This is a genomic window from Campylobacter sp. IFREMER_LSEM_CL2151 (genome assembly GCF_025771725.1).
GTDB classification, from domain to species: domain Bacteria; phylum Campylobacterota; class Campylobacteria; order Campylobacterales; family Campylobacteraceae; genus Campylobacter_D; species Campylobacter_D lari_C.
The window spans coordinates 42104-68266 of record NZ_JAKMQT010000003.1; the positions used below are offsets into that span (position 1 = coordinate 42104).

Genomic DNA, 26163 nt, shown 5'->3' on the forward strand with positions numbered 1-26163 from the left:
CTTAATACTGAATTACTCCAGATACAAGTTCTAAATAATCTTCCCATTCTTTTAGATCTGAGTCGCTAAGATTATCGCGTCTAGTACAAGTGCGTGTACAACAATCACTCCTGCTGCCAGAACAAGTATCTGTATAATGCATACTTTGGATATTAGAATAATCAATCTCTGTAAATTCCAAACTAATTTTTTTCATACTATCTCCTCATAATTTATAGAATAAAAAAAGAGAAAAACTTTAGCCTCTCTCCACATTAAATTCATCTAGTATGAATTTTTATTCATTTGAAAATTATATATAAAACTTCTTAATATTCTATTAATTTTTAAGTAAATCTTTGTTATTTATTGAAAGAGAGAGGTAAAATAATTTTCTTTATTTTAAATAATTTTTCCACTTTTTGCATTGTTTGAAAAAAGAAAGTATATCTTTTTTTGTATTTTTGATAACTTGGGAGGTGCAAATTTTATTAAATAAAACAATCGTTACAAGGCAATCGTATAAGAGTGGAGAGTTGAATTGTTTATGTATATATTCTGAAAGTAAATTAAGCTTTTTGATATAACTTTATACTTGTTTGTTAGGTTTAAAATTATCATTATATTAGGTATTTAGCATACAATTATTGCGTGTAGAAGCATTGCGTAAAATTCGCACACAAAAAACCGTTTTGATGATAAGCATTATAAAAATATTTAGCAGGATAATTTTCAAAATAAAACTTATAAAATCCCAAAAATCTCTAAAACTTAAAATCTCTACTAATGTCCATAGTAGAATATCACTATATTTGTTGAGTAAATTTTGAATAAACGAAGCACTTTTTTGGTAAATTTGATTATTTATGCTAGGATTTTGTTTTAAAAAAAACTTTTTACTATTTTACAGCCACTTTCTTTTTCTTTTTTTGATTAGTATTGAAATGTCGCAATAAAATGAGTTTTAAGTTATGTTTTATATCTAGACTAGTAAGATAATAAAATCAATCTTCTAAGATATAAGTCGAGAATAGAAAATTCTATTAAACAAGCGAAACTAATGTTTATATATTTTTTTATAAGATTTTTTGTCATAATTTTTTGTATAGGATTTAATTCTAAAAAAAATAATTATTATTTTGCGAAAACCTCAACTTTTCTTTTTGCTTATGTTAAAGACTATTCCTTTGCTTTCAAGAAGCCTTAACTGCTCATCAAATATGCACTTTTGCTTTATTTTTATCTTTTTTTACACTAAGTCGGGATTATAGAATTTTTCCTTGCGATTCTTTGCAGGAAAAAAGGATTAAAACATTAAATATAGTATAGGTAGATTTTTACATATGCAAATGAAGGATCTTTAAATTTTATTTTATCGCTAATTAAATTTCAAATAAAAGAACTTAAAATATCTATATTTATACCTATTTTGATATAATTGTAATGATATAGTCAATAATAATAAATGAATACCTTAAAAACAATGAATTTAAATATATTGTCTATAAATAGAAAATAATAAATAAAAATATCACTAGATTCCAAAGAATGTTAAGGCTATATTGCTGTTATCGATAATTATGCTTTTAAATTCAATATTATTTTTTAATTATTTTCCAATCCTTTTTTTGAAAATATGATTCATTATTATTATAAGGTATAATAAACATAAAATAACAAAAAAAGTTAAAATATAAATATAATATTCTTTGATAAATGGTAAAATTAAAAATATATTCTTTAAAAATTATAAGAAATAAAGGAATATTGCTTGATAAGTTAGTATCTAATGGGCTAGAAGAGTTTTGCTTTATTTCACATCTTTCAAAATAAACAAATAAAGCATTAGCAATGTAAGATTATTAAAAACTCTCAAAAATCAGTATGATACTCGCATAATTTTCTATAAAATTCTAAAAGTAAAAATCTATAAAATCCCTAAATATCCAAGTATTTCTTTGTAATTCGAGTATATTTTTTGCTTTTTTGTCCCAGTTTCCCATTAGCTCTATCTCTTTACAATAAAGCTCGTATTTATGAAAATTTAAAGATTTTTAAAGATTATTTTTTTATCAAAACATTTTTAAAAGTTATAAAAGAATCTTTAAAATCATTTGTAAAATTATTTAAAGAATATTCTTGATATAAATTTGATATAGTGTCTGCCTCTTTATTTGTTCTTTGGTTTTCATAAAAATTATATTTTTATTTGATTTTTTCTTGCAATTCATCAAAAGTAAAACTTAAATTTGTATTACAGCATTTAAATTTCTTTTGAAAATTACTTGAGAAAAATTTGGAGCTTTTTCAAAAGTTATCTCATAAAAACATGTTGTCTTTTTAAATTCGCATTCGTAAAAATCTATATAATCTTTAAAATAGAAATTGTTAAAATAAATATTATTTTTAAATTTATAATTTTTTAAAAATGCTTGATTGAAATTATTGTTTTAAAACAAACTTCATCTAAAAAATGACAATTTGAAAAATCCGCATATTTAAAACTATAACTTCCAAAACCATTTTATTTTTCTATATTTCTATCATTAATTTCTTTACCAAGACATACTTCTTTCTTAAAAGCAGTATATTTGAACTCTACTTTTAAATTGTCTTGTCTAAAAAATAATTTTTTTAATTCACATTTTTTAAAATGAAGATTTTTCTCAAAAAAGCATCCTGTAAATTTTTATCTCTTTTTAAAAATATTATTATTTAAATTAACATTTTTGGATAAAATTATATCTCTAAAAATTATTTTTTCTTAAAAATTTAATTATAAATATTGATATTTCTCGAAAAATTACAAGAAATAAATTCTAGTGGATAAAGATTTAATAAATCTGAAGATTCATCACTATGATTATTTTCTAAAATATTACAAGGCTCGCAATCAGATTTTTTACCCATAACATAAGTTTGATTTTTATCATCAAAATTTGCATTTTTTCAGGTATTTCTAAAATTTTAGCTATTTTTGCTATTACTTGTTCTTTTGTTTATTTTTTCATTGTTTACCCTCAATGATTTTTTATTTCTTTATTAGTGAGATTGTAGAGTTTGTAAACTAAAGAATCAAGTTATTTTTGAATATCTAAAAGTGCTTATGTTATATCAATATCTTTTTCAAATTTTTCCTATTGTGAAGCATTTGGATAAAATATACTCTTTGTATCTTTCTTGGTTTATCTTTATCTAATCTTATAAAATAATCATTGAAATATTGGGCGTTTCTTCAATTGCTTGTTTCTTTGACTTCCTGTCCGAAATAAAACCAGCTTTCATTTTCTACATTCATCGAAGTTCTGATTTTACTAGGAAGTGAGGCGATGTATTCAAATTCTTTGGGATTTTTTTTCAAAAAGCTTAAGAATAGAGTCAAAAATAAAGGTTCTGGAGTTTATTTTCCTGTTTCTTTCTTGTTTTCTCATATAAGCCTGAGTTTCTATCTTTTCATCAAGAGTGAGAACCACAGAACTCTTGCCAAGTTTTAAATTGAAGCTTTACAGTTTTTGAAAAACTTGCTTACAAAAGCTTAGAATTTTCTTGCCAATATTGCTGGGTTGGAAATTATATATAAAAAGCTCTTTGAGTTGAGTCTGTATACGATTGACTCCAAGTTAATTTTGTTGCATTCCAAATGAACATTATAATTGATGAGTATGTTAAAGCGGTGTATATTTACCATAAAATTTCCTTAATGGCTTGTTTATATTGTTTTAGATTTTTTGAATATACTTGTAAAACTCCTGAAAACTGGCTTTCAAGTTTCTCTTTTAAGTATACTTCAGTCGTTTGTGTTATCTGTAAAATAAGGCTTTTGGTTCATCATTTTTGACTTGTTTTTTGAAGTTGTTTAAGTGTTTCATAATATACCCCAAGATTACTTAGATTTTTAGTTGGAAGATCGATCTTATTCTCATTCTATTATCTTAATAAGATTTTTAATAGATCGGATTTGGTGTTCTATGATTTCGATAAAAGGTAGATATTTTACTAACCTCATCAGACACTCTGCGGTTTGCTCACAAAATTCACTATCTATTTTGCTACTTCTCATTTGATCTTAATAATTTTTTGCCCATCTGTTGAGAGATCGGGATAGATAAGATAGTGATAATAACCATATTTACCTATAGTGTTTTTTTAAGCTCAAGAAGCCTAAGAGTTTGTTTGCTCAATTTTTACACATCTTCTTGCATGGTGTATTCTAATGTAATTTGGTTTGATGTTTCAGGAAATACGATTTATTGTATTTCTAGATTATTCCGATAAGAGCTTTCTAATATCCTCATGTGTTCGGCGTATCATAATGTATTTGAGTGTTTTATCTCTCATATCATTGGTAATTTGACTCAATTTTTCTTTGAGCCGATCTTGTTTTTTGATTAGTAATTGTATCTTTGCTTTGAGAGAGGATTTTTAGCTTATCTCTGATTTTTTTTGTATTGGGTGTTAATATTGTCAAAAAACTTTTCTAAGTTTCTTATTGTGCCAATCATAGAACCTCTTGGATATTAAAAAGATAGATTTGACTTGCTAAATTTTGTGGGATGTTATTTTGGGATGTGACAGATAGAAGGATAATTTTTTTAATGGTTTTAAGTTTTTCATAGTATTGAGAAGTACTTGATTTTAAGTGGTGAGATTCATAAATGATAATTAAGCTATAATCTTGATGATTATTAATTTCGTGAAGTGTGTTGTGTGTTTTGATTTCTTATGTCGATTGATACTTACTTTCTCGAAGTGATCTCTCCAATTTACCTATAAAGTTGTAGGAAAAGCAGCAGGGATTTTCCCTCTAAGCTTTCCACTTGTTTCAAGTTTTTGGGTAATGATTGTGGCAATGAGAGTTTTCCAAGGCTCATCACATCAGAGAGAAAAAACCATTGTATTTTTCTATTTTAATTTATAGCCCATCTTTAATGGTAAAGATTTGATGTCTGAATGCTTTACAGCTATTAGGGAAAAGATTTTCAATATTCTTATTAATTTGAATTTTTCCTTATCAAAATACTCGAAATGTTTTTATAGTTTTGTCATTAGCAAAAAGGCTTTTTATATTCTTTAGCATCTATGATAAAAAAATCTTTTGCAGTGCAAATAATGATGAATTTTATAAAATTGTTTTTATTGCCTTTTATGTTTGTTTTGTAGTTGTATGTTTTCTCTAAAAAAATTGATATTTCTTTCTTTTGATAATCATAATCTTCTTCATTTACTTTTGAAGCTTGAGATAAAAATTCATTTATTTTGACTTTAAAATCTTTTATGATGTCTTTGGTTGGTGTTTTTGCATTATTTTTGATGAATTCTTGAAGTGGTATTAAATCAAAGCGCATGAAAGTCCTTATAAATTTTAGTAAATTTTATCTAAAACGCTATAAGAAAAGCATAAAACATTCTTGATTTTATATCTTATGTTAAAATTATATTTTATATCATCAAAAAAAAGGAAAATCATGCAAGTTTTGCAAAAAATATTTAAATTATTAGCTATTATAGCTTTTGTTTTTAGTGCAAACGCAAATGCATTAAGTGAGGGTAAAGAGTATATTACTTTAAAAATACCTATCCCAAATGCACAAAATTCTCTAATAGAGGTATTTTCTTATCGTTGCATTCATTGTTACACCCATCATCAATTTCACACTTTAGCAAAGGTTAAAGAGGTTTTGCCAAATTTAAAATATGATCTTTTTTCGGTAAGTTCTATGAGTGAGTATGGTGGTGCTTTAAATGAGATGTTTGCTTTAGCTTCTTTTAAAGAAAAAGCTTTAGGTTTGGATGTTACTAGCGAAAAAAGTCTTACTTATAAGCTTGCTGATGTGTATTTTATAAGTCATTTTGAGCAAAAGTTAAATTTAAATGATATTGATTTGTTTTATAAAATAGGCTTAAATGCTATCGGTGCTAGTAAAGAAGAATTGCAAAAATTTTTACAAACTAAAGAAGCTAAAGAGCTTTTAGCTGCTTATGATGTAGCTAATGAAATTTCAAGAAATTATGGCACGCCTGCTTTTGTGGTAAATGGTAAATATCAAATCAATCCTGAATATATCACTTCTTTAGAAGAATTAATCCGTATAGTTAAAGAACTTTCTACTAAGTGATATGTATCCGCTAAAAAAGGAAAAAATATGAAATTTAAAAAAATCATTAGCATTAGCTTGCTTGCAAGCATGGCTTTATTACCTAATGTTGCTTTTGGTATAGGTGGGATGAGTGGTGCTAAAGTGGATTATCAAGTGCAAGGACAAATTGGAGCTATAAAGCTTAATCCTTATGGTTTATCTCCGCTTAGTGCTGTAATTATGGATGGTGGATATAAACTAAGTGATGTAAGCGTAACTATAGTTCCAAAACCAAATGGGCAAACTATATCTTATAGGGTTAGCCCTAGTAAAATCAAAACTTATGGGGGAATTCCTATTTTTGGACTTTATCCATCGTATTTAAACACAGTAAAAGTAAGTTATACCAAAACTGCTTTTGGAAAAAGTGAAAAAGTAATAGACGAGGTATATAAAATAGCAACTGGTGGGGTAAATATAGAGCCAAGTGGAAGTCTTATGCAAAGAGGTGTGCCTTTTGAAAAAGTGGAAGTGATTAAAGTAGATAAAGAATTTGAAGATAGATTGTATCTAGTAAATAATACTCCAGGAAAATACAGCGCAAAAAGCTCTCAAGCTATATGGAATAACCCAAGCGGTGGTGCTTTAGAATGGGATGAGGCTTCTAATGTCTTTATTGTCGATACAAAGGGTGAAATTCGTTGGTATTTAGATAATGATAAACTAATGGATAAAAACAATATTTATAATCGTGGTATTATGATGGGCTTTAGACAAAACTTAGATGGGGCGTTAAGCTTTGGGTTTGGTCAAAGATATGTAAAATATGATTTAATGGGTAGAGAAATTTTTAACCGCCTTTTACCTTCTTCTTATATAGATTTTTCTCATTCTATGAGCCAAATGCCAAATGGTAATTATCTTTTAAGAGTGGCCTTGGCTAATGTTAAGCGTCCTGATGGTAAAAATGTACGTTCAGTGCGTGATGTGATAGTAGAAGTTGATAAAAATGGCAATGTAGTAGATGAGTGGAGGCTTTTTGAAATTTTAGATCCATATAGAGCTAATATTATCAAAGTTTTAGATCAAGGTGCTGTTTGTTTAAATGTAGATGTTTCAAAAGCGGGTAAAACTTTAAGCAATGAAGAATTAACTAAAATGGATACAAGTGAAATTTTTGGGGATATAGCAGGCACTGGAGTAGGGCGTAACTGGGCTCATGTAAATAGTGTAGATTATGATCCAAGTGATGATAGCATTATCATTTCAAGTCGTCATCAAAGTGCTATTATAAAAATCGGACGTGATAAAAAAGTAAAATGGATACTAGGAGCACATAAGGGCTGGGGAGAAAAGTATAAAAAAGCACTTTTACAACCTATTGATAAAAATGGCAAAAATATAATTTGTGAAGATGATTATAGTAAATGTCCTGGTTATAAAAATAAGGAAGGTGGCTTTGATTTTACATGGACACAGCACACTGCTTTTAGAATAGATGAAAAATCTAATAAAAGATATATTTACATTACAGCTTTTGATAATGGCGATGCAAGAGCTATAACACAACCTGCTTTTGCTTTGATGAAATATTCAAGAGCGGTTGTATATAAAATAGATCAAAAAAATAAAACCGTAGAACAGGTATGGGAATACGGAAAGCAAAGAGGCAATGAATGGTTTTCACCTATTACTTCTTTAACTGAGTATCATAAAGATAAAAATTCTATTATGGTTTATAGCGCTAGTGCTGGCATGGCTTTTGATTTAAGCAAGGGTGTTGCTATAGGAGAACCAAAACCTGAAATAGATGAGTTTAAATGGGGAGCTAAAGAACCTTCGGTGCAAATTCGTTTTAGTGGAGCAAGCACTGGTTATCAGGCTATGCCTATTGATTTAGAAAAAGCATTTAAATAAAAAAAGGGCTTTTTTAAAGCCCTTTAGTTTTATAAATATCCTGCACCTAAAGCTAAGAAATAACCTACTATACAAGAAACAATTACACCAATTAAACCTGGTAAGATAAAGCTGTGATTGATAACAAATTTACCTATTTTTGTAGTACCTGATCTATCAAATTGTATAGTTGCAAGATCGCTTGGATAGGTTGGTAAAATATAATATCCATAGCAAGCTGCTGCAAAAGCAATGATAATACCTGGTTCAACACCAATACCTAATGCAAGTGGTACAAATGCTGCAATCGCTGCTGCTTGAGAATTAACAAATTTAGAAATTAATAAAAGCATAACTGCATAAGTCCAAGGGTGTTCTATAACGATATTTCCTAAAGACTCTTTCATCATAGGAGTATGTACTGCAAACATAGTATCTGCCATCCAAGAAATTCCAAAAACAGCCACCAAAGCTATCATACCTGATTTAAAAATCTCATTTTTTGCAATTTTACTTGCATCAAGTTTAGTAAAGATGATGAGTGCTGCACCTGCTAAAAGCATAAACATTTGAATGGTTGCGACCATATTCATAGGTTTGGTAACACCTTTTGAGGTAAATTGTGGTCTAAGCTCTGGGAAGGCTCCAAGTATAGCCACTATTGCAATAGCGCCTAGGAAAATCCACATAGCTACCCATTGAATAGTTGGAAGTTTTTGCCCAAGAAGAGTTTTGCTATCGCCATAGATATATTCTCTTTGCTCTGGATCTTTGATTCTAGCTTGAAATTCTTCATCTTTATCAAGATCTTTTCCTCTAAACCAAGAAAAAATTCCTATAGCTAAAACGCCTACTAAAGTAGAAGGTATAGTAATAGCAAGTAAATCTACATAGCCATCAAATCCCGCTAAAGGATGTTTATTGATTTCTGGATTTAAAAGTAGTGCAGTTAAACTTACAACAGCAACTGAAACAGGACTTGCTATAACCCCAAGTTGAGAAGAAATACTAGAAGCAGCCATTGGTCTTTCTGGGCGAATGCCATTTTTAATAGCAATGTCATAAATAATAGGCATCATAGTATAAACAACATGTCCGGTTCCACAAAGCATGGTTAGAAAACAAGTTACAAAAGGAGCTAAGATGGTTAAAAATTTAGGATTTCTTCTTAAAACTCTTTCTGCGATTTGTAACATTACATCCAAACCACCACTAGCTTGTAAAGTTGCACTAGCAACAACAACAGCTAATATGGTAAGCATAACATCGATTGAAGGTTTTCCAGGTGCTACAGCAAAACCAAAACTTAAAACTAATAAACCTATACCGCCTAATAAACCTAGAGCGATACCACCTTTTTTTGCCCCATAGAAAAGACAAATGAGAACTACGGCTAGTTGGATACTAAATTGAGTGCCTTCGCTAAGGCTAGTTAGCATTTCCATACTCTCTCCTTGTTTTTAAAATATGCGAGAGTATAGTGTAAGTTTTATTAATAGTAAATAAAATTTTTTATTATTTAAATAAATATTTACCAATATTTTGAATTTGTTTGTCAAAATATTGGTTTTTTCAGTTTATTGGTAATTTTTTAAGACAGCAAAAAGAATTTTACTGATTTTTTCAATAGAAGCTATTTCACATTTTTCATCTGTTGAGTGAGGGCTATGGATATTTGGCCCTATGGAGCAACATTCTAGCGGTTGTTTTTCACTGATAATACCACATTCTAAACCAGCATGTATAGTGTAAAGTTTGGCATTTGGATTTTCTTTTTTAAAATAGCTTAGAATTTCTTCTCCAAAATTAGTATCTTTATTAGCCCAAGGTGGATAAAAATTCGCACTTGAAACTTCACAATTTTGCATTTTAAAATAAGTTAAGGTTTCAAATTCTATAGTTTTAAGCTCTTGTAAATCATTTGATCTTGCAAAAAGTTCAAAATGAAATTTACCTTCTTTTTCATAAGCTAATGAAAGATTGATACTTGTTTGGACTAAATTTAATTGATGATTAAAAGTTCTAACACCTTGTGCAAAAGCATTGATAAGATTTAAAATGATTTGAGAATTTTTATAATATGTTCTTTTGGTTTTACCTAGATATTTTATTTTAAAATGATTATTTTCTTTTGGAGGATTTTGAAAAAATGCTATGATTTTAGCATGTTTTGGTATAGAATTAATTCTCTCACCTGCGCTAAATTCACAAAGCTCGCCTTGGTTTTGAGTGATAAAATAACTTGCTTCTTTAATAGAAGATTTAATATTTTTAACAATATCAATCCCTGAATGTCCACCTTTAAAATCAATTGCCTCTATTTCATAGCATTCGCCTTCTTTTTCGCCTATTTCTAAGTTTAAGTTAGCAAAAATATCCACACCACCAGCACAACCTATAACAACTTCATCATCACTCTCATGATCTAAATTTAACAGCTTGTTTGAAATTAAAGTATGTGCAAGATTATTTGCTCCACAAAGTCCAACTTCCTCATCATTGGTAAAAAGACATTCGATATTTTCAAAGTCTTTTAAAGCCTGCATCATTAATGATACTCCTATACCATTATCTGCACCCAAACTTGAGTTTTTAGCTTTTAAATATCCATTTTCTTCATACATTTGTATATTTGGAGCTTCTCCCATGCAAACCATATCATAATGACTTTGTAAGCAAATTTTAGGGTTTCCTTTATATGCATGGATATTACCTGCTTTATCAACACTTACTTGGCAGTTTTGACTTTTAGCAAAGTCAATGAGAAAATTTTTTAATTCTTCGGTTTTAAAACTACAATGAGGTATTTGAGTAATTTGTTTAAAATTTTGTATAATTTCTTGCATAAAATCTCCTTTTTATTGTAATTATGGCATATTTTTATATAGATGAGGTTTAAATGAAAATTTCTAAAAAGCAAATTAAATTATTGATAACTTTATTAAAAGATCCAAAGAAATTTTTAATTGTACTTTTTTTGTTTGCTTTTGCTTATGTTTTAAATTATGATAGTGGCTCGTATATTAATGCTAAAATAAGTCGTGTGATAGATGGGGACACTATTGAGGCTAAATTTGAAGATGAGAAGCTTAAAATTAGACTTTTTGGTATAGACGCGCCTGAGAGTGATCAAGCCTATGGAAAAATGGCTACGCAATTTTTAAATGCAATTGTGTTGAATAAAGAAGTGGTTTTGAATGTAAAAGATGAGGATAAATATGGTAGAATTTTAGCCATTGTATATTTAAATGATAAAGATATTAATCAAGTTATGGTTAAAAATGGCTTTGCTTGGGCTTATGAACATTATAGTGATTTATATGTAAATGAGCAAAATTATGCCAAAGAAAACAAAAAAGGTTTATGGGTTGATGAAAATCCTATAGAGCCTTACAAATGGCGTAAGCAAATAAGATTAAAATAGGATGAGAAATGTTTAAAAGTGTATTTTTTCTAGGGTTTTTAGCATTATTTTTTAGCGGTTGCTTTGTAAATGAAAGAGGGGTTTCAAATCGCTTTTATGATGATTGTAAAGAATATTATGATGCAAGTGGGACTTATCATAAAGAATGCCCAAAGAATTGGGTGGATTTACCTTTAACCCCCGATTCCTTTTAAGACCGCATTAAGCTCTTCTTGTGTAGTTTCTTGTTTGGCTGGTTCTTGTTGGTTTTGATTGTTGTTTGTGGCAGTTTGATTTTGTTTGAGTTTAAATATATGATCATCGGTGGTAATTACTTGAAATGATGCGTCAAAAATTTTAATTTCATTGACAAAACCAACCACTTTAACTTCTCTTTTTCTTGAGTCATCACTAAATAAAGCACTTGCTTCAAGATTTAGAATATCTCCTACTTTTAAAGGAGCATAAAAAAAGCTTCTTGAGCCTATTAAGACGCTAAATTCTTTATTGATTGCAGCTTGTGCTATATAATTTGCTGCATTAAATACAAAACCACTATGCACTAATCCTAGCTCATCTACTGCCATATCATGAGTTGTGATTAAAATACCCTTAGCGAAATTTTTTTCTATATGAGAAATACTTCCTGCTAAAGTATTGTTTATCCCTGGACAAGTGATAAGTTCTGATTTAATGCGATTTAATTCTTCTGGATCTATTAATTCTTCTATACTAACAGCACTTACTGTTCTTGCCATTTTTACACCTTTAATTTAACATAAACTCTTTTTGGTGCCTCATAGCCTTCGCAAGTTAAATTTGAGTCATTTTCATCTAAAAATTGATCTAAAGAATAAGAATCAATCCATTGTGTTTTTCTTTGTTCTTCAAAATCAGTTTGTTTAGTTGCTATAACTTCAAATTCACTAAATCCAGCTCTATAACACCAATTTCTTAAACCCAATATCGACGGAATGAAAAAAATATTTGGTATTTTTGAATAAGTTTTTTGAGGAATAAGTGCAATTTCTCTTTCATCTTCTATATACATAGTATCTAAAAAAACTATGCCATCTTTATTTAAAGATTGCTTGAGTTGTTTTAGCATGGCTATAGGATCACTACGATGATAAATTACGCCAAGACAAAAAATCACATCAAATTTTATGCCATAATTTGGTACATCAGCCACACCTAAAAGCTCATATTGTATAGGAGTTTTTGCAATGGAGTTTAAAAGTAAAAATTGCAAATAATACTTAATAGAAGGATCAAAACCTATGAGCTTTGAAGGATTAAATTCAAGCATTTTAAACATATAATAACCATTATTACAACCAATATCCGCAACCACCTTACCTTTGATTTCTTGCATATAAGGCTTTAATATGTTAAATTTAATAAAACTTTGCCACTCTGTATCTATGAACAAATCATTGATTTTAAAAGGTCCTTTACGCCAAGGTTTTAATTCTAAGGCAATGTCCTTAATCTCATTATCTAAGCTTTTATCACAAAAAATATCAAAACTTTCGTTTATAAGATAATTTGAGTTTTGAACTTTTGTGTCAAGTTTTTGAATTTTTTCATATAAAGGATGTTTTAAAACTTGCTTTAACAAAGCATTATCTTGCATATTTTTCCTTAAAAAACTCCCTTATTTGGGAGTTTTATTATTGAAGTAGGCTTGCTAGTTTAGTTTGTAGCATTACATTTGAGTGAGCATTTGCAAATAAAAATGCATTTTCTTTTAGGTAATTTGCATTAAAATCATTGATATTTTGTGCTAAGTCATTATTTTGCAATTTACTTTCAGCTTCTTTAGTGTTAATGCTAGTTTGCAAAGATGAGTTGATATTAGAATGGATAGCATTGATCCCAGCACCAATATCTGCGCGTAAAGAACCTACTTGATCTTGAAAATCACGAATTCCATCTTGGTTTTCAAGGCTTAAATTTGCTGTGCTTGGTTGATTTAAATTGATACTTTCAACCCCAGATCCAACAACAAAATCCATACTTTGGAAAACATTTTTTCCATTAAAAGTTGCATTTGAAAATGCATCATTGATTGAGCTGATGAGTTTATTTGCTTCGGTATTTAGCATACTTTTTTGTCTATCATTTAATGCAGCACTATTTGAGCGTACTGAAAGTTCATTAAGTCTATCTGCAGTAGCTGAGATATTATTTAGCGCTGAGTCTGCAATTTGCAAAACACCCACTGAATCATAAGCGTTTAAAATACCTTGATCTATAGTGCTATACTGACTTCTTAAAGAATCAGCTATGGCTAAATTTGCCCCATCGCTCCCGTCTATAGCACGCATTGCGGCTATATTTTCTAAAGCTTTTTCTTGGCTTTTTTGAGCTTGATTTAAGTAATGGTTTTGTTGAGTTGTTCCTATATCGCCTATTTTCATCTTTGACTCCTTTTAAAGACTTATTTTATTATATCACTTTTTTGTTTTAAAATTTAAAAAAAACAAAATTACTTGTGATAACATGATAATTTTCATCACAACTTCACTTGCACCATGAATTTTTATAAATTCTTGAGTCTTAGTTGCTTCTTCTCCTAAGCTTTGTGCTTCTAAAACATAAGCAATGAAGTAAAATACAAAAAGCAAACTTAGTGCCAAAATGATCAAAGAAAGCATAAATTTTGAAAAATTTATTTTAAAAGTTAAATTTTTATCCTTAAATGAGAAAATTTCCATTAAAATAGATAAAACACTCACACCTAGCAAAACATAACCAAATTGCACAAAAATGTGTGTCATTAAAAGTCCACTTTGAAAATGAGTTAAAACCCCTTCGCCTATGAATTTAGCAGGATAAAATATAGTCGGAGCTAAAAATACACCTATGCTAATTTCAATCCCAATTAAACTTGCTAATAAAAATAAATATATTGATTTCATATTTTCTCCTATAAAAAGATAATTATAGTCTAATTTTTTAAATTCCACGCAACAAAGGCTCTATCAAATCCATTATAATCTTGATAAAAAGTAGCTTTAAAATCATTTTCTTCTAAAATTTTATTTAAAATTGCTTTTTGATCATAGCCAAACTCACACGCTAAGATTTTTGTGTTATGATTTTTGGCAAAAAGGATAATTTCATGTAAAATTTCCCAACCTTTATCCCCGCCAAATAAAGCATTATGCGGTTCATTTTGCACCCATTTATCCAAAGGATAATTATTTTTTATATAAGGAGGATTAGAAAAAATAAAGTCAAAATTTCCTTGCATAGTTTTAAAATCACAAAGTTGAAAATTAATTAAATTTGAAACATTATGAAAATCTGCATTTTTTTTAGCAAGCTCTAGCGCTTTTGGATTAATATCGCAAGCTTGTATAAAAATTTGCTTTAACTTTGCTAGAGAGATACTTAAAATTCCACTCCCAAAGCCGATCTCAAGTATATTTTTAAAAGAGTTATGATCTAAAATTTCTAAGCATCTTTCAAGTAATATTTCACTATCAAAACGCGGTACTAAAACCCCTTTTTCAATAAAAAAATCTAAACCATAAAACTGTGTTTTTTGAAATAAATACTCAAAAGGCTCGCCATTTAAAAATTTATCTACGTATTCTAAAAAAACTTTTTCATCAATTTGAAATTCAGGATTTAAAAAAATCCAAGCTTTATCTTTTTGCAAAAGCTCACAAAGAATAAAAAGTATATATTCTTTGTGAGTAGGATCTTTTGCGTAAGCTTGCTTTAAAGCTTGTTTGATTGAAATCATTGCAAAGCTTTAATTCTATCGTAAATACAAGGATGACTTAGATGAAAGAAAGTATAAATTTTACTTGTTTTAACAAAGGCTTTATTTTCTTTTGCTAAGGCTATGAGGGCATTTTTCATATCTTCTTTAGAACTTAGTTTTGCTCCATGTAAGTCAGCATTAAATTCATTTTTTTGACTCATTTTGTTTAGTAGTGGGGAGATAATAAAAGTAAAAATATTTCCAAAAATCAATAAAAGCGCAAAAACTCCAGCATTAACCCCATCTAAATGACTTTCAATATAAAAAAAGCTTGGTAAATGTGCAAAGATAAAAAATAAAGCAAAAAGCATCAAAGCACTAGAAAATAACATTTTTAGTAAATCTTTATGCACAAAATGTCCTAGCTCATGACCTAAAACAGCGATGAGTTCTTTTTCTTTTAAAGCATTTAAAAGTGTATCAAAAAGCACCACTCTTTTGCTTTTAAATAAACCGCCAAAATAAGCATTTAATCTTTTGTCCCTTTTACTTGCATCAATAACATAAACACCATTTGTGCTAAAACCACATTTTTGCATTAAATTAGTGATTTTTTCTAATAAATTTTCATCTTCAAGTTTTTTCATTTTATTAAACATAGGTGCAATAAGTGTAGGATAGATAAGATTTATAATAAGTATGATTATAAAGCTTAAAGCAAAAGCCACTACCCACCAGTATGTGCTAAAAAATTCAAAACAAAACACTAAAGCATAGATGATTAAAAAGCCAAAAATAAGCATTAGGGCTAAAGATTTAATGCTATCTTTAATAAAAAGTGCTAAAGTCATATTTGAAAAGCCGTGTTTTTTATCTTTTATAAAGCTTTCATAATAACTAAGTGGTAAATTTAAAATACTAATAATCAATAAAAATGTAAGCAAAAATAAAGTATTTTCTAAAGTAGAATTTTCTTTGATGAAAATTTCTTTTAAATATAAAAAGCCAAAGCTAATCCAAGAAATATTAATCATCAGATTATAAAGATTAGAAAAGATTTTGTATTTTTCATTTTCTATGGCGATATTTGCAGCATTTTTATAATCATGCTCATTTAAAATAATCGCTTGTTTTTCTCTTTCTTTTTTTAAAAAAGAAATTTGCATATAAGATATAAAAACCAAAAAGGCCGTGTAAATACATAAAATAGATATTAAAGTCATAATTTTTCCTTAAATAAATTTGAGTAATTTTATCTTATTTAAAATATATAAAGTTAATCAATACTTTCACTTTTTTCCAAAACCTCAAAATAAGCTTCTTCTAAAATACTAAGTTCATTTTCTAAGGAATTTAGCTTTTCATAAAGGGTATTTATACCTAGTTCTTGATAGATTGCAGGATTGCTTAGAGCATTTTTGATTTCTTTGATTTCTTCTTCTAATTTATGAATTTTATCAGGATATGAGTTTAAAATTTCATTTTCTTTATAGCTTAGTTTTTTATTTGATTTTTCTTTTGTTTTTACACTTGTTGTGGTGTTTGTTTCTAAACTTTTGGAAAATTCTTCAAAGTCTTTGTATTCTTTTTCATTTTCTAAATACTCACTATAAGAAAGAACTTCTATGTTAATATTTGCATTCTCTTCAAAAGCATAAAGTTTAGTTGCTATTTTATCAACAAAATATCTATCATGTGATACAAGCAAAATCGCACCTTCAAAAGAAAGTAAATATTCTTCTAAGATATTTATTGTAGCTATATCTAAATCATTTGTTGGTTCGTCTAAGATTAATACATCATATTCTTTAGTAAAAAGCAAGGCAAGAGCAACTCTGTTTTTCTCACCCCCACTTAACACACTCACACTTTGTTCTAAAAATTCTTTTGGAAATAAAAATTGTTTTAAATACCCATAAACATGCATATTTTTACCACGCACTTGAATATGATCACCGCCATTTGGGCAAAAAATTTCTAAAAGTTTTTTATCAGTATTGAGTAAGCTTCTGCTTTGATCAAAATAGCCTATTTTAACTTCACCTCTTTTAATTTCCCCGCTATCAAGCGGAATTTGATCAAGTAAAATTTTTAAAAAAGTAGATTTCCCACAGCCATTTTTACCTACTATGGCTATGCGCTCACCTTGTAAAATTCGTGCATTAAAGTCTTTAAAAAGTGTCTTGTCTGCTATGGATTTTGAGATATTTTTAAGTTCAAAAAGCATTTTTTTGCGGTTTTGATTTTGGGTTTGATTGAAATTTTTACTTGCTCTTTTGATTTCAAGCTGTAAGCGTTTGATAGCTCCTGGATTTTTCTTGGCTTCTTCACGCATTTTAAAAATGCGTTCTTTGCGTCCTTCGTTGCGTTTAAGCCTAGCTTTGACTCCTCTTCTTAGCCATTCTTCCTCACTTTTTAATTGCTTAAGCAAGGTTTCATGACTTTTAGCTAAAGAAGCTAAAATAGCTGCTTTTTTTTCTAGATATTGTGTGTATCCACCTTCAAAAACGCTTAATTTTCCTGCTTCTATTTCAACGCATTTTTGTGCTATTGCGTCGATAAAATACCTATCATGAGAGATGAAAATAACACACATTTTAGAAGCTTTCAATCTTTCTTCTAAAAAGCTACTCATATATACATCTAGGTGGTTGGTTGGCTCATCAAGCAATAAAATATCAGGATTTTTTAGCAAAAGCGTGCAAAGCCCTACGCGTCTTATTTCGCCTCCGCTTAAAGAGCAAAGTGTTCTGTCTTTGTATTCTAATAGTTTAAATTCTTCTAATATTCTTTGTATTTTTTGGTCTAAATTCCATGCATCTTTTGAATCTATAAATAAACTTAATTCATCTACTTTTTTTAAATATTCTTTATTTTCAGGATCAAGAGCTAGTTTTTCGTTATAGTTTTCAAATTCTTTTAAGGCTCGGTATATTTCTTCAAGTTCTTTTTTGATGGCTTCGCTCACACTTAAGGTGCTTTCAAAGCTTACTTGTTGACTTAGCATGCCTATGCTAGCATTATTTTGTTTAATCACTCTACCGCTATCTAGTTTTAAAGTTCCCATAAGGGCTTTTAAAAAGCTTGATTTTCCTTCGCCATTTTTGCCTATAATGGCGATTTTTTCTCCTAAATTTGCACTAAAATTTGCATTTTCTAAAACTATTTTTGTATTAAATTTCTTATTTGCGTCAATTAAATCTATTAAAGCCAAATTTCTTTCCCAAATGTTTTTTGCGATTTTACTTTAAAAAGTATTAATTTTGCTTAAATAAAATTACACTATGAGAGTGTTTGTTTTTTTTACTTTATTAGTTTTATTTTTTGCTTTGGCAAATTGGTATATTTATAAAAGATTTTTAAGTAGGGTTGATTTTTTAAAACCTTATAAAAAGCTTGTGTTAGCTTTTGTTTTAATAGTTTTTGTATGTGAATTAATCTTTTTTGTAAATATGCGCGGGGATTTTTTACATGAAAAGCTTTATTATATTTTAGCGATTTTTCCTACTATTACCTGTTTTTTCTTGCTTTTTGGAGTGGTTTTTGAAATTGGTTCTTGGATTTTCTTTAATGAAAATAAAAAAGAGCAAATTTTTAGCCTTCAAAGAAGAAAGTTTTTAAAATTAATTTTTGATTCTTGGCTTATTATACTTAGCGTTAGTATGGTGTTTAAAGGTTTTGTAAATGCTATTAGTACACCTAAGGTTAATGAGGTAGATATTAAAATTAAAAATTTAAAAGAAGATTTAAACATAGCTTTGCTTTCTGATGTGCATTTGGGAAAAAATTTAGGTGAAGATTTTTTAAAAACCTTAATCGATGAGGTTAATGCTTTAAATGCTGATATAATCATCATAGCTGGGGATTTAATTGATACAGATATAGCTAGCATGTCTTATATTAATTTATTAGAAAATTTTAAATCAAAATATGGTACTTATTTTGTTTATGGAAATCATGAGTATTACAATGATATAAATGCAATAAGCAAAAAACTTAAAACGCTTAAAAATTTCAAAGTTTTAGAAGATGAAAGTGTTGATTTTGGGGATTTTACTTTAAGTGGGACTTTGGATTTGGCTGCTAAGCGTTTGGGATTTAAAGAAAGCAATATAGAAAAAATCAAAACTCAAATCAATCAAGAGAAAATTAATATTTTAATCACGCATCAGCCAAAATATGTAAAAACTTATGATGTGAGTGGGTTTGATTTGATTTTATCAGGACATACACACGCAGGACAAATTTTCCCTTTTTCTTTGCTAGTATATTTAGAGCAAGGCTTTGTGTATGGGCTTTATAAATTAAGCAAAGATAGTTTGCTTTATGTAAGTAGTGGAGCTGGATTTTGGGGGCCTGCTGTGAGATTTTTGGCTCCTAGCGAGATAGCTTTGATTAGATTAAAAGGAGAATGAGTGGGATTTAGCAATAGTGCTTCAAAAATGTTTGGAATCATAGCAAAATATAAATTTCCAAAAATCATACAAAAAAATATAAATAAAGCTTATGTAAATGCTTTTAATATCAATATGAGTGAATTTAAACCTTTAGAAGAATACGAGAGCTTAAATGCTTTATTTACAAGAACTTTGTTAAATGAGCGAGAATTAGAAGATGGCTTTATAAGTCCAAGTGATGGTAAAATTTTAGAACTTGGAAGTAGTTTTCAAAATGACTTAAAAGAAAATTTAGCCTTTAGCATTAAAGGTTCAAGTTATAGCATAGAAGAGCTTTTAAAAAACTCAGCTAGTAAAGAAGAATTAGAAAATGGCATAGATTATGCAAATATTTATTTATCTCCAAAAGATTATCATCATTATCATGCACCTTGTAATATGCAAATTTTAAGTGCTACTTATATGAGTGGGGCTTTATTTAGCGTGAGTGAGGCAAAGTTAGCTAAGATTATAAACCTTTATACTAAAAATGAAAGAGTAGTTTTAAAGTGTTTGGTGGAGGAAAAATTTATACTTTGGATGGTATTTGTGGGTGCGCTAAATGTTGGTAAAATGCATTTTAGCTTTGATACTAGCATACAAACTAATGCTGCAAATTTTGATTTTACTCATACTTATGAAGATCTTTTTGTAAAAAAAGGCCAAAGACTTGGAAATTTTGAGCTAGGTTCAACTATAGTTTTAATCGCTCAAAAAGGGTTTTTAAAATTTAGCAAAAATGCTTATGAGCAAGTTGAATTTTCTAAGAAGATTGCGGACTTTGTTTAGTCTCATCTTCATTGGCAACTTTATATAAAAAGGCAAAAATTTCAGCCACTGCTTTATACATATTAGGTGGGATTTCATCGCCTAGATCAAGTTTGCTAAGCACTTCTACTAAGTCTTTATCTTCTTTTATAGGTATGCCATTTTCTTTAGCTAAAGAGATGATTTTAGCAGCGTTTTCGCCTTTAGCATTAGCTAGAATTTTTGGTGCATTTTGATCTTCTTTGCTATAGCCTAGTGCAACGGCTTTTTTTGTTTTTTTAGCCATTTTTAAGCCCTTGTGTCAAAACCCATATTAAAGTCATTGTATTCTTCTTGATTGTGAAATTTGCTTTTAACTATATCACTGATGAAAAAATTAGAGCTTAGAAGTCCTACTTTAACTAAGGCTTTTTTTAGCTCATGTGCTCTTTCATAAAGTTTTTTTCTAAAATTAGCATTTTCTATCATCATATTTATATCAATGTATTTATCATTACTTAGAGATAAAAATACATTGATTTTTCCTAATTTTTCAAATTCAAGATTAATTTGCGCATAAAATTTATCTTTTTTGCCACGTTTAAAGACTACATTAGATTTTTCTAAATCATCCCAAAAGAAAGGTAAAAAAGTATGAATGCTATTATTAGCTAAAGATAAAAGCTGGTTAAACTCAAGTTGAGCTATAAGACGATTTGCTTGATTTAGTATGCTTTCATTGTCTAAATTTTTAGCCAGATTAGAAACTTGCAAAAGAGTGGATTTGATGTCTTTTTGTAATTCTGAAGAAATTTCTGCAGTATCTTTTGGAGTAATTTTTCCAAGATCTTTTATAGAAAGTTCTAATTTTTTTTCTATATTTTTTATATCATCTAAAGAATTTTTTGCTTCATAATTTTTAGGATCTAAAGCTTTTAAAACCTCATTGAGTTTTCTTCCTATTAGGCCTAGTTCTTTGTTAAGATTATTTAAAAGCTCTTCTTGCAAATTTTGACTAAAATTAAGATTTTTACTTACATTTTGTTTGAAAATATCTTCTAGTAAAATTTTGCCCGAAGTGCTTTTAAATATATCTTCTAATTTAGTGTTATTTGTTTGTAAATTTTGACTTTTACTATCATTTTTGCTTGGTTCTTCAGTATTTTTTTGTGGTGTTTTAGGCTCTTCTTTGGGATTTTCTTTGATATCTTTGCTTTGTGGTGTTTTTTCTTCTTTTGTGTTTTGAATTTCTTTATCTTTTGCTATGCTTTCTTGTTTTTGTTGAGTTTCTTTTTTATCTTCTGTGTTTTTTTGCGGAGTTTTTATTTCCTCTTTTAACTCTTCTTTGATGTCTTTAGTGTGTGGAGTTTTATTTAAATTTTCTTGTGTTGTTTCAGTTTTGTTTTTGTGATTTTTTATGTCTTTTAAAAGCGTTATAAGATCTTTAATGTTTTGACTAAGTTCTTTTAGTATATGCGTATTTTGAATTTTTATATTTTCAGGTTTAGCTAGTTCTTTGTTGATAAGTGCTAAATTTTTATTAAGATTTTTAATGAAATTATTAGCAATATTTTGTAGCTTTTCTTGACTAATGGAGTTTGGATTTTTATTGATATAGTTTTTAAAATTTTCTATTTTATCAAATAGCTTAAAAAGTGTCTTGTAGTTTGTATTTTCTAAAGAAATTTTATTATCTTTTTTGTGATTTTGTAAGATGTGAATAAGTTCTTTTAGTGTACTTGTAGTGTCAAGATTTTTAAGATCTAAATTACTTATATCGCGTTTTAGATTTTCGCTAGTAGCCCCTTTTATGGTATTTAAAAGATTAAAAAAGCTTTGTGGTAAATTTTGTTCTTTTAAAGAATGATTGAGTTTTGCTTCTAAAAATACACCTGAATTTTTTACCAAAGATGAAAGATTTTTATTGTTGATATCTTTAGCGGGTTTAACTAGATCTTCTAAAACTTTAAGTAGTTTTTCAAATTCAGGATTTTTAGAAAGCTCTGCTTGAAGTTTTTTAACTTCATTAGCAAAATTAGGTGCAAAATTTAAATCTTTGTGATTTTTTAATACTGCTAAATCAGGATCTTTGTTGGTTTTGATTTGATCTAAAAGTTTATTTAATAATTCTTGTAATTTTTGATCGATTTTGCTTACATAATCTTTAGGTAATTTGACTTCAGGATCATTTTTAAAAAATAAAGGATTTTTTAAAGCATCATTAAGTGAGGTTTTTTTGTCTGATTTCTCGCTTTTGTTGTCTTTGCTTGTTTTGTTTTTTGCAAATTGATTTTGATTGTTAGAAATATTAGTTATCATCTAGCATTACCATATTGCCTGGTTTTCTTTTAAATTTGGTTAGATTTTTAAATTTTGGTTTATCTATAGCAAAGGCAATTAAAACAGTTAATAAAACGATGTAAAAATACATAAAACCATTGCCTTCAAAATAATACATCAAAGTTCCAAGCACAGCAGGCGCAAATAAAGCACCAAAAGAATAAGTAAAAAGAACGGCTCTACCTAGCTCAACTCTTTTGCTAGAATCTTCAAGCATATCATTTGCTCTAGCTAAAGAAAGAGCATATAAACAACACATTCCCATACCCAGTAAAAAGCCAAAAAAGTATTTTAAATAAATATTATAGCTTAATAATAAAATACAAAGCATAGCACTTAAAGCGGTAAAAGCGCATAAAATAATAGCAAATTTACGACTAATTTTATCAGAAAGGGTTCCGATGAAAAGTTGAGATATAAATCCTCCTAGCATGGTACAAAATATAAAAATTGAAGCTTCTTTTGCGCCAAATCCTTGTATGAGTATAAATAAAGAGGCCATGGAGAAAAATCCATTTAAAAGCATACCTGCTATAAAGCTTGTCACTAAAGCTAAAGGCACTATATCAAAAACTTTAGGGATGGAAATTTTGGTTTTTTGTGGTAAAACCGGCTCTTTAATACGGATTAAAAATAAAGGAATAGAAGCAAACATAATAAAACTAGCGCTTAAAATAAATACTGTATTACTTGGGAAATCAAATGACATAAGTAAAATTCCAAAGCCTGATGATGAGTAAAATACTACTTCATAAAAGGCTATTACTCTTGAGCGAATAGCATTTTTTGCTTTTTCATTAAGCCATGATTCTATGACCATTAAAAGTGCATAGTAACAAAAACCAAGTAAAAATCTCAAAACCATCCAAAAATATAGATTAGAATTTAAACTATGAAGCATAGTGGCTATACCAAAAATGATGGCAAAAATTCCAAAAGATCTTATATGTCCTACTTTAGAGACTATCCTATGGGCACTAATAGTGCTTACCATAGCACCAAGAAAATAACAACTTCCTATTATCCCTATATAAAAATTACTAACATCGTTATGTTTTAGAATAATTGCTATAGAATTTACCGTTAAAGCACTTCCTATAAAAACAAAAATCATACCAAAAAACAATGCAGTTAATGATCTAATCGTTCTCTTTGAGCTCAACATTTTCTTATTAAAAAATTATATATTAATACCGCTATGGGTGTGACAAACATTGCACAAAACAAGGCAAAAATACTCATTAAGCCTTGAAACTCTAAAAATAAAAATCCTGCTATTAAAAACACATAAGCAAAAATTTTAAACAAAGAAAAAAAAGCCAATGCGTTTTTAAAAATACTTTTAAATTTTGGTTTTAAATCGTCATCTATATGGATAAATTTTATAATTTTTGGCAAAGAATATTGTTTTTTAGCAAAAATTTGCAAAGGCCTTTGTGTAAAATCATAATTTTTAGCTGCTTTAAAAATAAAATTTTTGTAATTTAAAAAAGACACCAGAATGATTAAATTTTGAGCCAAAAAGCCAAATTCAAAGCTTATAAAGGTTTTAAAGCTTAACTCTTTATAGAAAAAAACTCCTGCTAAGAAAAGTAAATTTAATCCTAGCAAGAGTTTTAGTAAAATTTTAGGCTTTAGGATCATTTTTTAAATCTTTATAGCGATTTTCTTCTTTAAATTCCTCATAGCTTTTTACTTGTGCTTTGTAAGCTTTGTAAACATTTAAAATCGCTGCAGCTACTCCTATAAACACTCCTACCCAAAAAAGCCAAGCTATACTGGTTAAGTTTTTTAAAAAATAACCTATACCAACTCCGATTAAAACAGCTACAACCATGGATATGCCAAGGCTTAATCCATCTGCAGCTTCTATACCTTTGTGAATGATTTTTTGTCTTTTATTCATAGGGCTTTAAAGCTTTCTTGTGCTGCTTGTATGGTTTTATCAATGATTTTTTTATCCATACATTCACATATAAAACCTGTTTCAAATTGAGATGGTGCCAAATACACGCCTTTGCTTAGCATTTGTGCATGAAATTTAGCAAATAATTTAGTATCTGATTTTAAAGCATCTTGATAATTATTAACAGGGTTTTCACAAAAGAAAAATCCAAACATAGAACCAACGCAATTAACTTGCAAAGGAATTTTACAATCATTTGCAGCTTCTTTAAAGCCTTGAGTGAGTCTTTTACCTAGTTTTTCTAATTTTTCATATAAACCTTCATAATTTCTTGCTTTTTTTAAACTCGCATAACCTGCAGCCATAGCAAGAGGATTACCGCTTAGTGTTCCTGCCTGATATACCCCGCCCAAAGGACTTAATAAATCCATAATCTCAGCTCTTGCAGCAAAAGCAGCCGCAGGCATACCTCCGCCTATAACCTTACCAAAAGTTACTATATCAGCTTTTATATTATTAATTCCAAAAGAGCCTAGATATGAAGCTCTAAAGCCACTCATAACTTCATCAAAAATCAAAAGAATTTGATGCTCATCACATAGTTTTCTTAGCTCTTGTAAAAATTCTATTTTAGCAGGTACTAAACCCATGTTTCCTGCAATTGGCTCTATAATGATACAAGCTATATTATCATCATTATTGATTAAGTTTTTAACACTTTCAATGTCATTATAAATAGCCACTAGAGTATTTTTAGCTACATCAGTTAAAACTCCTAGTGAGCTTGGGGTGTTAAAAGTAGCGGCGCCACTTCCAGCGCTTACTAATAAAGAATCAGAATGTCCATGATAACATCCTTCAAATTTGATGATTTTATCTTTTTTGCTAAATCCTCTTGCAAGACGAATAGCACTCATAGTAGCTTCTGTGCCACTGCTTACAAAGCGTATTTTGTCTAAATGTGGCCAATCTTTTAAGATAAATTTAGCTAATTTAGTTTCAGCTAGGGTTGGTGCACCAAAGCTTGAACCATGTTCTAATGCTTTTTTACAAGCTTTTTCAATATCCTCATCACAATGCCCAAAAAGTAAAGGCCCCCAACTTTGTACATAATCTATATAAGTATTATCTTCTATATCGCTAATATAAGCACCTTTTCCTTGCTTGATAAATAAAGGATTGCTACCCACGCTAGCAAAAGCACGCACAGGAGAATCAACCCCGCCCGCTATATATTCACAAGCTTCTTCAAAGGCTTTTTTGTTATTTTTCATTTTTTACTCCTTTTGTTATTAGTAATATAATCATAAAGCGATTTCATCTCATCTTCTGTTAATGAGTAAGTTGGCATAATGCTTTTTGCCTCTTGAGGTTGGCTTAAAATTTCTCTAAAACGTGTATAAGGAGTGTTTTTAATACTTGGCACTATAAAAGGTGTTTTTTCTCCATTTTTAGTATAATATCCTAGTATTTGTTGTCCTCCATCACCATGACATTTAGCACAACTTATGCCTCTTGGATTTTTGTAAAGGGATTCTTGGTACTCTTTAGGTGAAATAAAATCTTCAGCCCAAGCACTATAAACTATAAAAAATAAAAATAAAATAATTTTCATTTATCACCTTTAACAAAAAAGAAGTTTTATTATGATACAATTTTTT

24 protein-coding genes and 1 pseudogene are annotated in these 26163 nt (G+C 28.6%); 6 read left to right on the forward strand and 19 right to left on the reverse strand.

Features of this window, described 5'->3' with window-relative positions; all coding sequences use genetic code 11:
- Position 1 precedes the first annotated feature (1 nt).
- The 3 genes and pseudogenes from L8V82_RS03180 to L8V82_RS03185 form a co-directional block, all read right to left on the reverse strand.
- Complete coding sequence (locus L8V82_RS03180) at positions 2-181, reverse strand: hypothetical protein (protein WP_263723987.1); 180 nt, start codon at positions 179-181, stop codon at positions 2-4.
- 1641 nt (positions 182-1822) lie between these two features.
- Positions 1823-2393, reverse strand: a pseudogene (locus L8V82_RS07785) (hypothetical protein); the annotation flags it as partial.
- 2631 nt (positions 2394-5024) lie between these two features.
- A complete protein-coding gene (locus tag L8V82_RS03185) occupies positions 5025-5324 on the reverse strand; it encodes a hypothetical protein (protein WP_263723988.1) in 300 nt (99 codons plus the stop codon).
- Positions 5325-5444: 120 nt separating this feature from the next.
- Here L8V82_RS03185 and L8V82_RS03190 point away from each other — a divergent pair, with 120 nt between their 5' ends.
- Positions 5445-6095 (forward strand): thiol:disulfide interchange protein DsbA/DsbL, encoded by a 651-nt coding sequence (locus L8V82_RS03190; RefSeq protein ID WP_263723989.1) that lies wholly within the window; start codon positions 5445-5447, stop codon positions 6093-6095.
- A gap of 27 nt (positions 6096-6122) precedes the next feature.
- A complete protein-coding gene (locus L8V82_RS03195; RefSeq protein ID WP_263723990.1) occupies positions 6123-7973 on the forward strand; it encodes an aryl-sulfate sulfotransferase in 1851 nt (616 codons plus the stop codon).
- Between the two features lie 29 nt (positions 7974-8002).
- Here L8V82_RS03195 and L8V82_RS03200 read toward each other — a convergent pair whose 3' ends face one another.
- Positions 8003-9397 carry an anaerobic C4-dicarboxylate transporter gene (locus L8V82_RS03200; RefSeq protein ID WP_263723991.1) on the reverse strand — a complete coding sequence of 465 codons (1395 nt, stop codon included), beginning with the start codon at positions 9395-9397 and terminating at the stop codon, positions 8003-8005.
- Between the two features lie 132 nt (positions 9398-9529).
- Complete coding sequence (locus L8V82_RS03205) at positions 9530-10798, reverse strand: M20/M25/M40 family metallo-hydrolase (RefSeq protein ID WP_263723992.1); 1269 nt, start codon at positions 10796-10798, stop codon at positions 9530-9532.
- Between the two features lie 53 nt (positions 10799-10851).
- Between L8V82_RS03205 and L8V82_RS03210 the strand changes: the two genes are divergently transcribed.
- A complete protein-coding gene (locus L8V82_RS03210) occupies positions 10852-11376 on the forward strand; it encodes a thermonuclease family protein (RefSeq protein WP_263723993.1) in 525 nt (174 codons plus the stop codon).
- Positions 11377-11384: 8 nt separating this feature from the next.
- Entirely contained in the window at positions 11385-11570 is a 186-nt protein-coding gene (locus L8V82_RS03215; RefSeq protein ID WP_263662160.1) for a hypothetical protein, read from the forward strand.
- Here L8V82_RS03215 and L8V82_RS03220 read toward each other — a convergent pair.
- Genes L8V82_RS03220 through abc-f form a run of 7 tightly spaced genes read right to left on the reverse strand, consistent with a single transcriptional unit; the run spans position 11550 to position 18287 of the window.
- Entirely contained in the window at positions 11550-12113 is a 564-nt protein-coding gene (locus L8V82_RS03220) for a hypothetical protein (protein ID WP_263723994.1), read from the reverse strand. The two genes, L8V82_RS03215 and L8V82_RS03220, sit on opposite strands and share 21 nt — an antisense overlap.
- A gap of 2 nt (positions 12114-12115) precedes the next feature.
- Positions 12116-12991 (reverse strand): tRNA 5-methoxyuridine(34)/uridine 5-oxyacetic acid(34) synthase CmoB, encoded by an 876-nt coding sequence (gene cmoB / locus L8V82_RS03225; RefSeq protein WP_263723995.1) that lies wholly within the window; start codon positions 12989-12991, stop codon positions 12116-12118.
- Positions 12992-13028: 37 nt separating this feature from the next.
- Positions 13029-13778: a flagellin gene (locus tag L8V82_RS03230; protein WP_263723996.1), complete on the reverse strand. Its 750-nt coding sequence runs from the start codon at positions 13776-13778 to the stop codon at positions 13029-13031.
- 33 nt (positions 13779-13811) lie between these two features.
- On the reverse strand, positions 13812-14279 hold the full coding sequence (locus tag L8V82_RS03235; protein WP_263723997.1) for a DUF4149 domain-containing protein: 468 nt from the start codon (positions 14277-14279) through the stop codon (positions 13812-13814).
- A 29-nt stretch (positions 14280-14308) separates the two neighbouring features.
- Positions 14309-15109: a HemK/PrmC family methyltransferase gene (locus tag L8V82_RS03240; protein ID WP_263724073.1), complete on the reverse strand. Its 801-nt coding sequence runs from the start codon at positions 15107-15109 to the stop codon at positions 14309-14311.
- Positions 15109-16296, reverse strand: a complete 1188-nt coding sequence (locus L8V82_RS03245) for a M48 family metallopeptidase (protein WP_263723998.1) — start codon at positions 16294-16296, stop codon at positions 15109-15111. Before L8V82_RS03245 ends, L8V82_RS03240 begins: the two co-directional genes overlap by 1 nt.
- A gap of 53 nt (positions 16297-16349) precedes the next feature.
- The gene (gene abc-f / locus L8V82_RS03250; protein ID WP_263723999.1) at positions 16350-18287 is read right to left on the reverse strand and encodes a ribosomal protection-like ABC-F family protein; all 1938 of its coding nucleotides are present in this window, start codon (positions 18285-18287) and stop codon (positions 16350-16352) included.
- Positions 18288-18357: 70 nt separating this feature from the next.
- Here abc-f and L8V82_RS03255 point away from each other — a divergent pair, with 70 nt between their 5' ends.
- A complete protein-coding gene (locus tag L8V82_RS03255) occupies positions 18358-19488 on the forward strand; it encodes a metallophosphoesterase (protein WP_263724000.1) in 1131 nt (376 codons plus the stop codon).
- Positions 19489-20298: a phosphatidylserine decarboxylase gene (locus L8V82_RS03260; protein ID WP_263724001.1), complete on the forward strand. Its 810-nt coding sequence runs from the start codon at positions 19489-19491 to the stop codon at positions 20296-20298.
- Here L8V82_RS03260 and L8V82_RS03265 read toward each other — a convergent pair.
- From L8V82_RS03265 to L8V82_RS03295, 7 genes are read right to left on the reverse strand one after another with little or no spacing between them, the layout of a single operon-like run.
- The gene (locus tag L8V82_RS03265) at positions 20273-20563 is read right to left on the reverse strand and encodes a FlhB-like flagellar biosynthesis protein (protein WP_263724002.1); all 291 of its coding nucleotides are present in this window, start codon (positions 20561-20563) and stop codon (positions 20273-20275) included. The genes L8V82_RS03260 and L8V82_RS03265 overlap by 26 nt on opposite strands.
- Before the next feature lie 2 nt (positions 20564-20565).
- Positions 20566-22575, reverse strand: a complete 2010-nt coding sequence (locus L8V82_RS03270) for a flagellar hook-length control protein FliK (RefSeq protein WP_263724003.1) — start codon at positions 22573-22575, stop codon at positions 20566-20568.
- Positions 22565-23758 (reverse strand): MFS transporter, encoded by a 1194-nt coding sequence (locus L8V82_RS03275; RefSeq protein WP_250325593.1) that lies wholly within the window; start codon positions 23756-23758, stop codon positions 22565-22567. Before L8V82_RS03275 ends, L8V82_RS03270 begins: the two co-directional genes overlap by 11 nt.
- Entirely contained in the window at positions 23755-24240 is a 486-nt protein-coding gene (locus L8V82_RS03280) for a hypothetical protein (protein ID WP_052241350.1), read from the reverse strand. The genes L8V82_RS03275 and L8V82_RS03280 overlap by 4 nt, the downstream gene beginning before the upstream one ends.
- Positions 24224-24502 carry an AtpZ/AtpI family protein gene (locus L8V82_RS03285; RefSeq protein WP_263724004.1) on the reverse strand — a complete coding sequence of 93 codons (279 nt, stop codon included), beginning with the start codon at positions 24500-24502 and terminating at the stop codon, positions 24224-24226. The genes L8V82_RS03280 and L8V82_RS03285 overlap by 17 nt, the downstream gene beginning before the upstream one ends.
- On the reverse strand, positions 24499-25776 hold the full coding sequence (gene hemL, locus L8V82_RS03290) for a glutamate-1-semialdehyde 2,1-aminomutase (protein ID WP_039628192.1): 1278 nt from the start codon (positions 25774-25776) through the stop codon (positions 24499-24501). The genes L8V82_RS03285 and hemL overlap by 4 nt, the downstream gene beginning before the upstream one ends.
- Positions 25773-26117, reverse strand: a complete 345-nt coding sequence (locus tag L8V82_RS03295) for a c-type cytochrome (RefSeq protein WP_263724005.1) — start codon at positions 26115-26117, stop codon at positions 25773-25775. Before L8V82_RS03295 ends, hemL begins: the two co-directional genes overlap by 4 nt.
- Between the last annotated feature and the right edge of the window lie 46 nt (positions 26118-26163).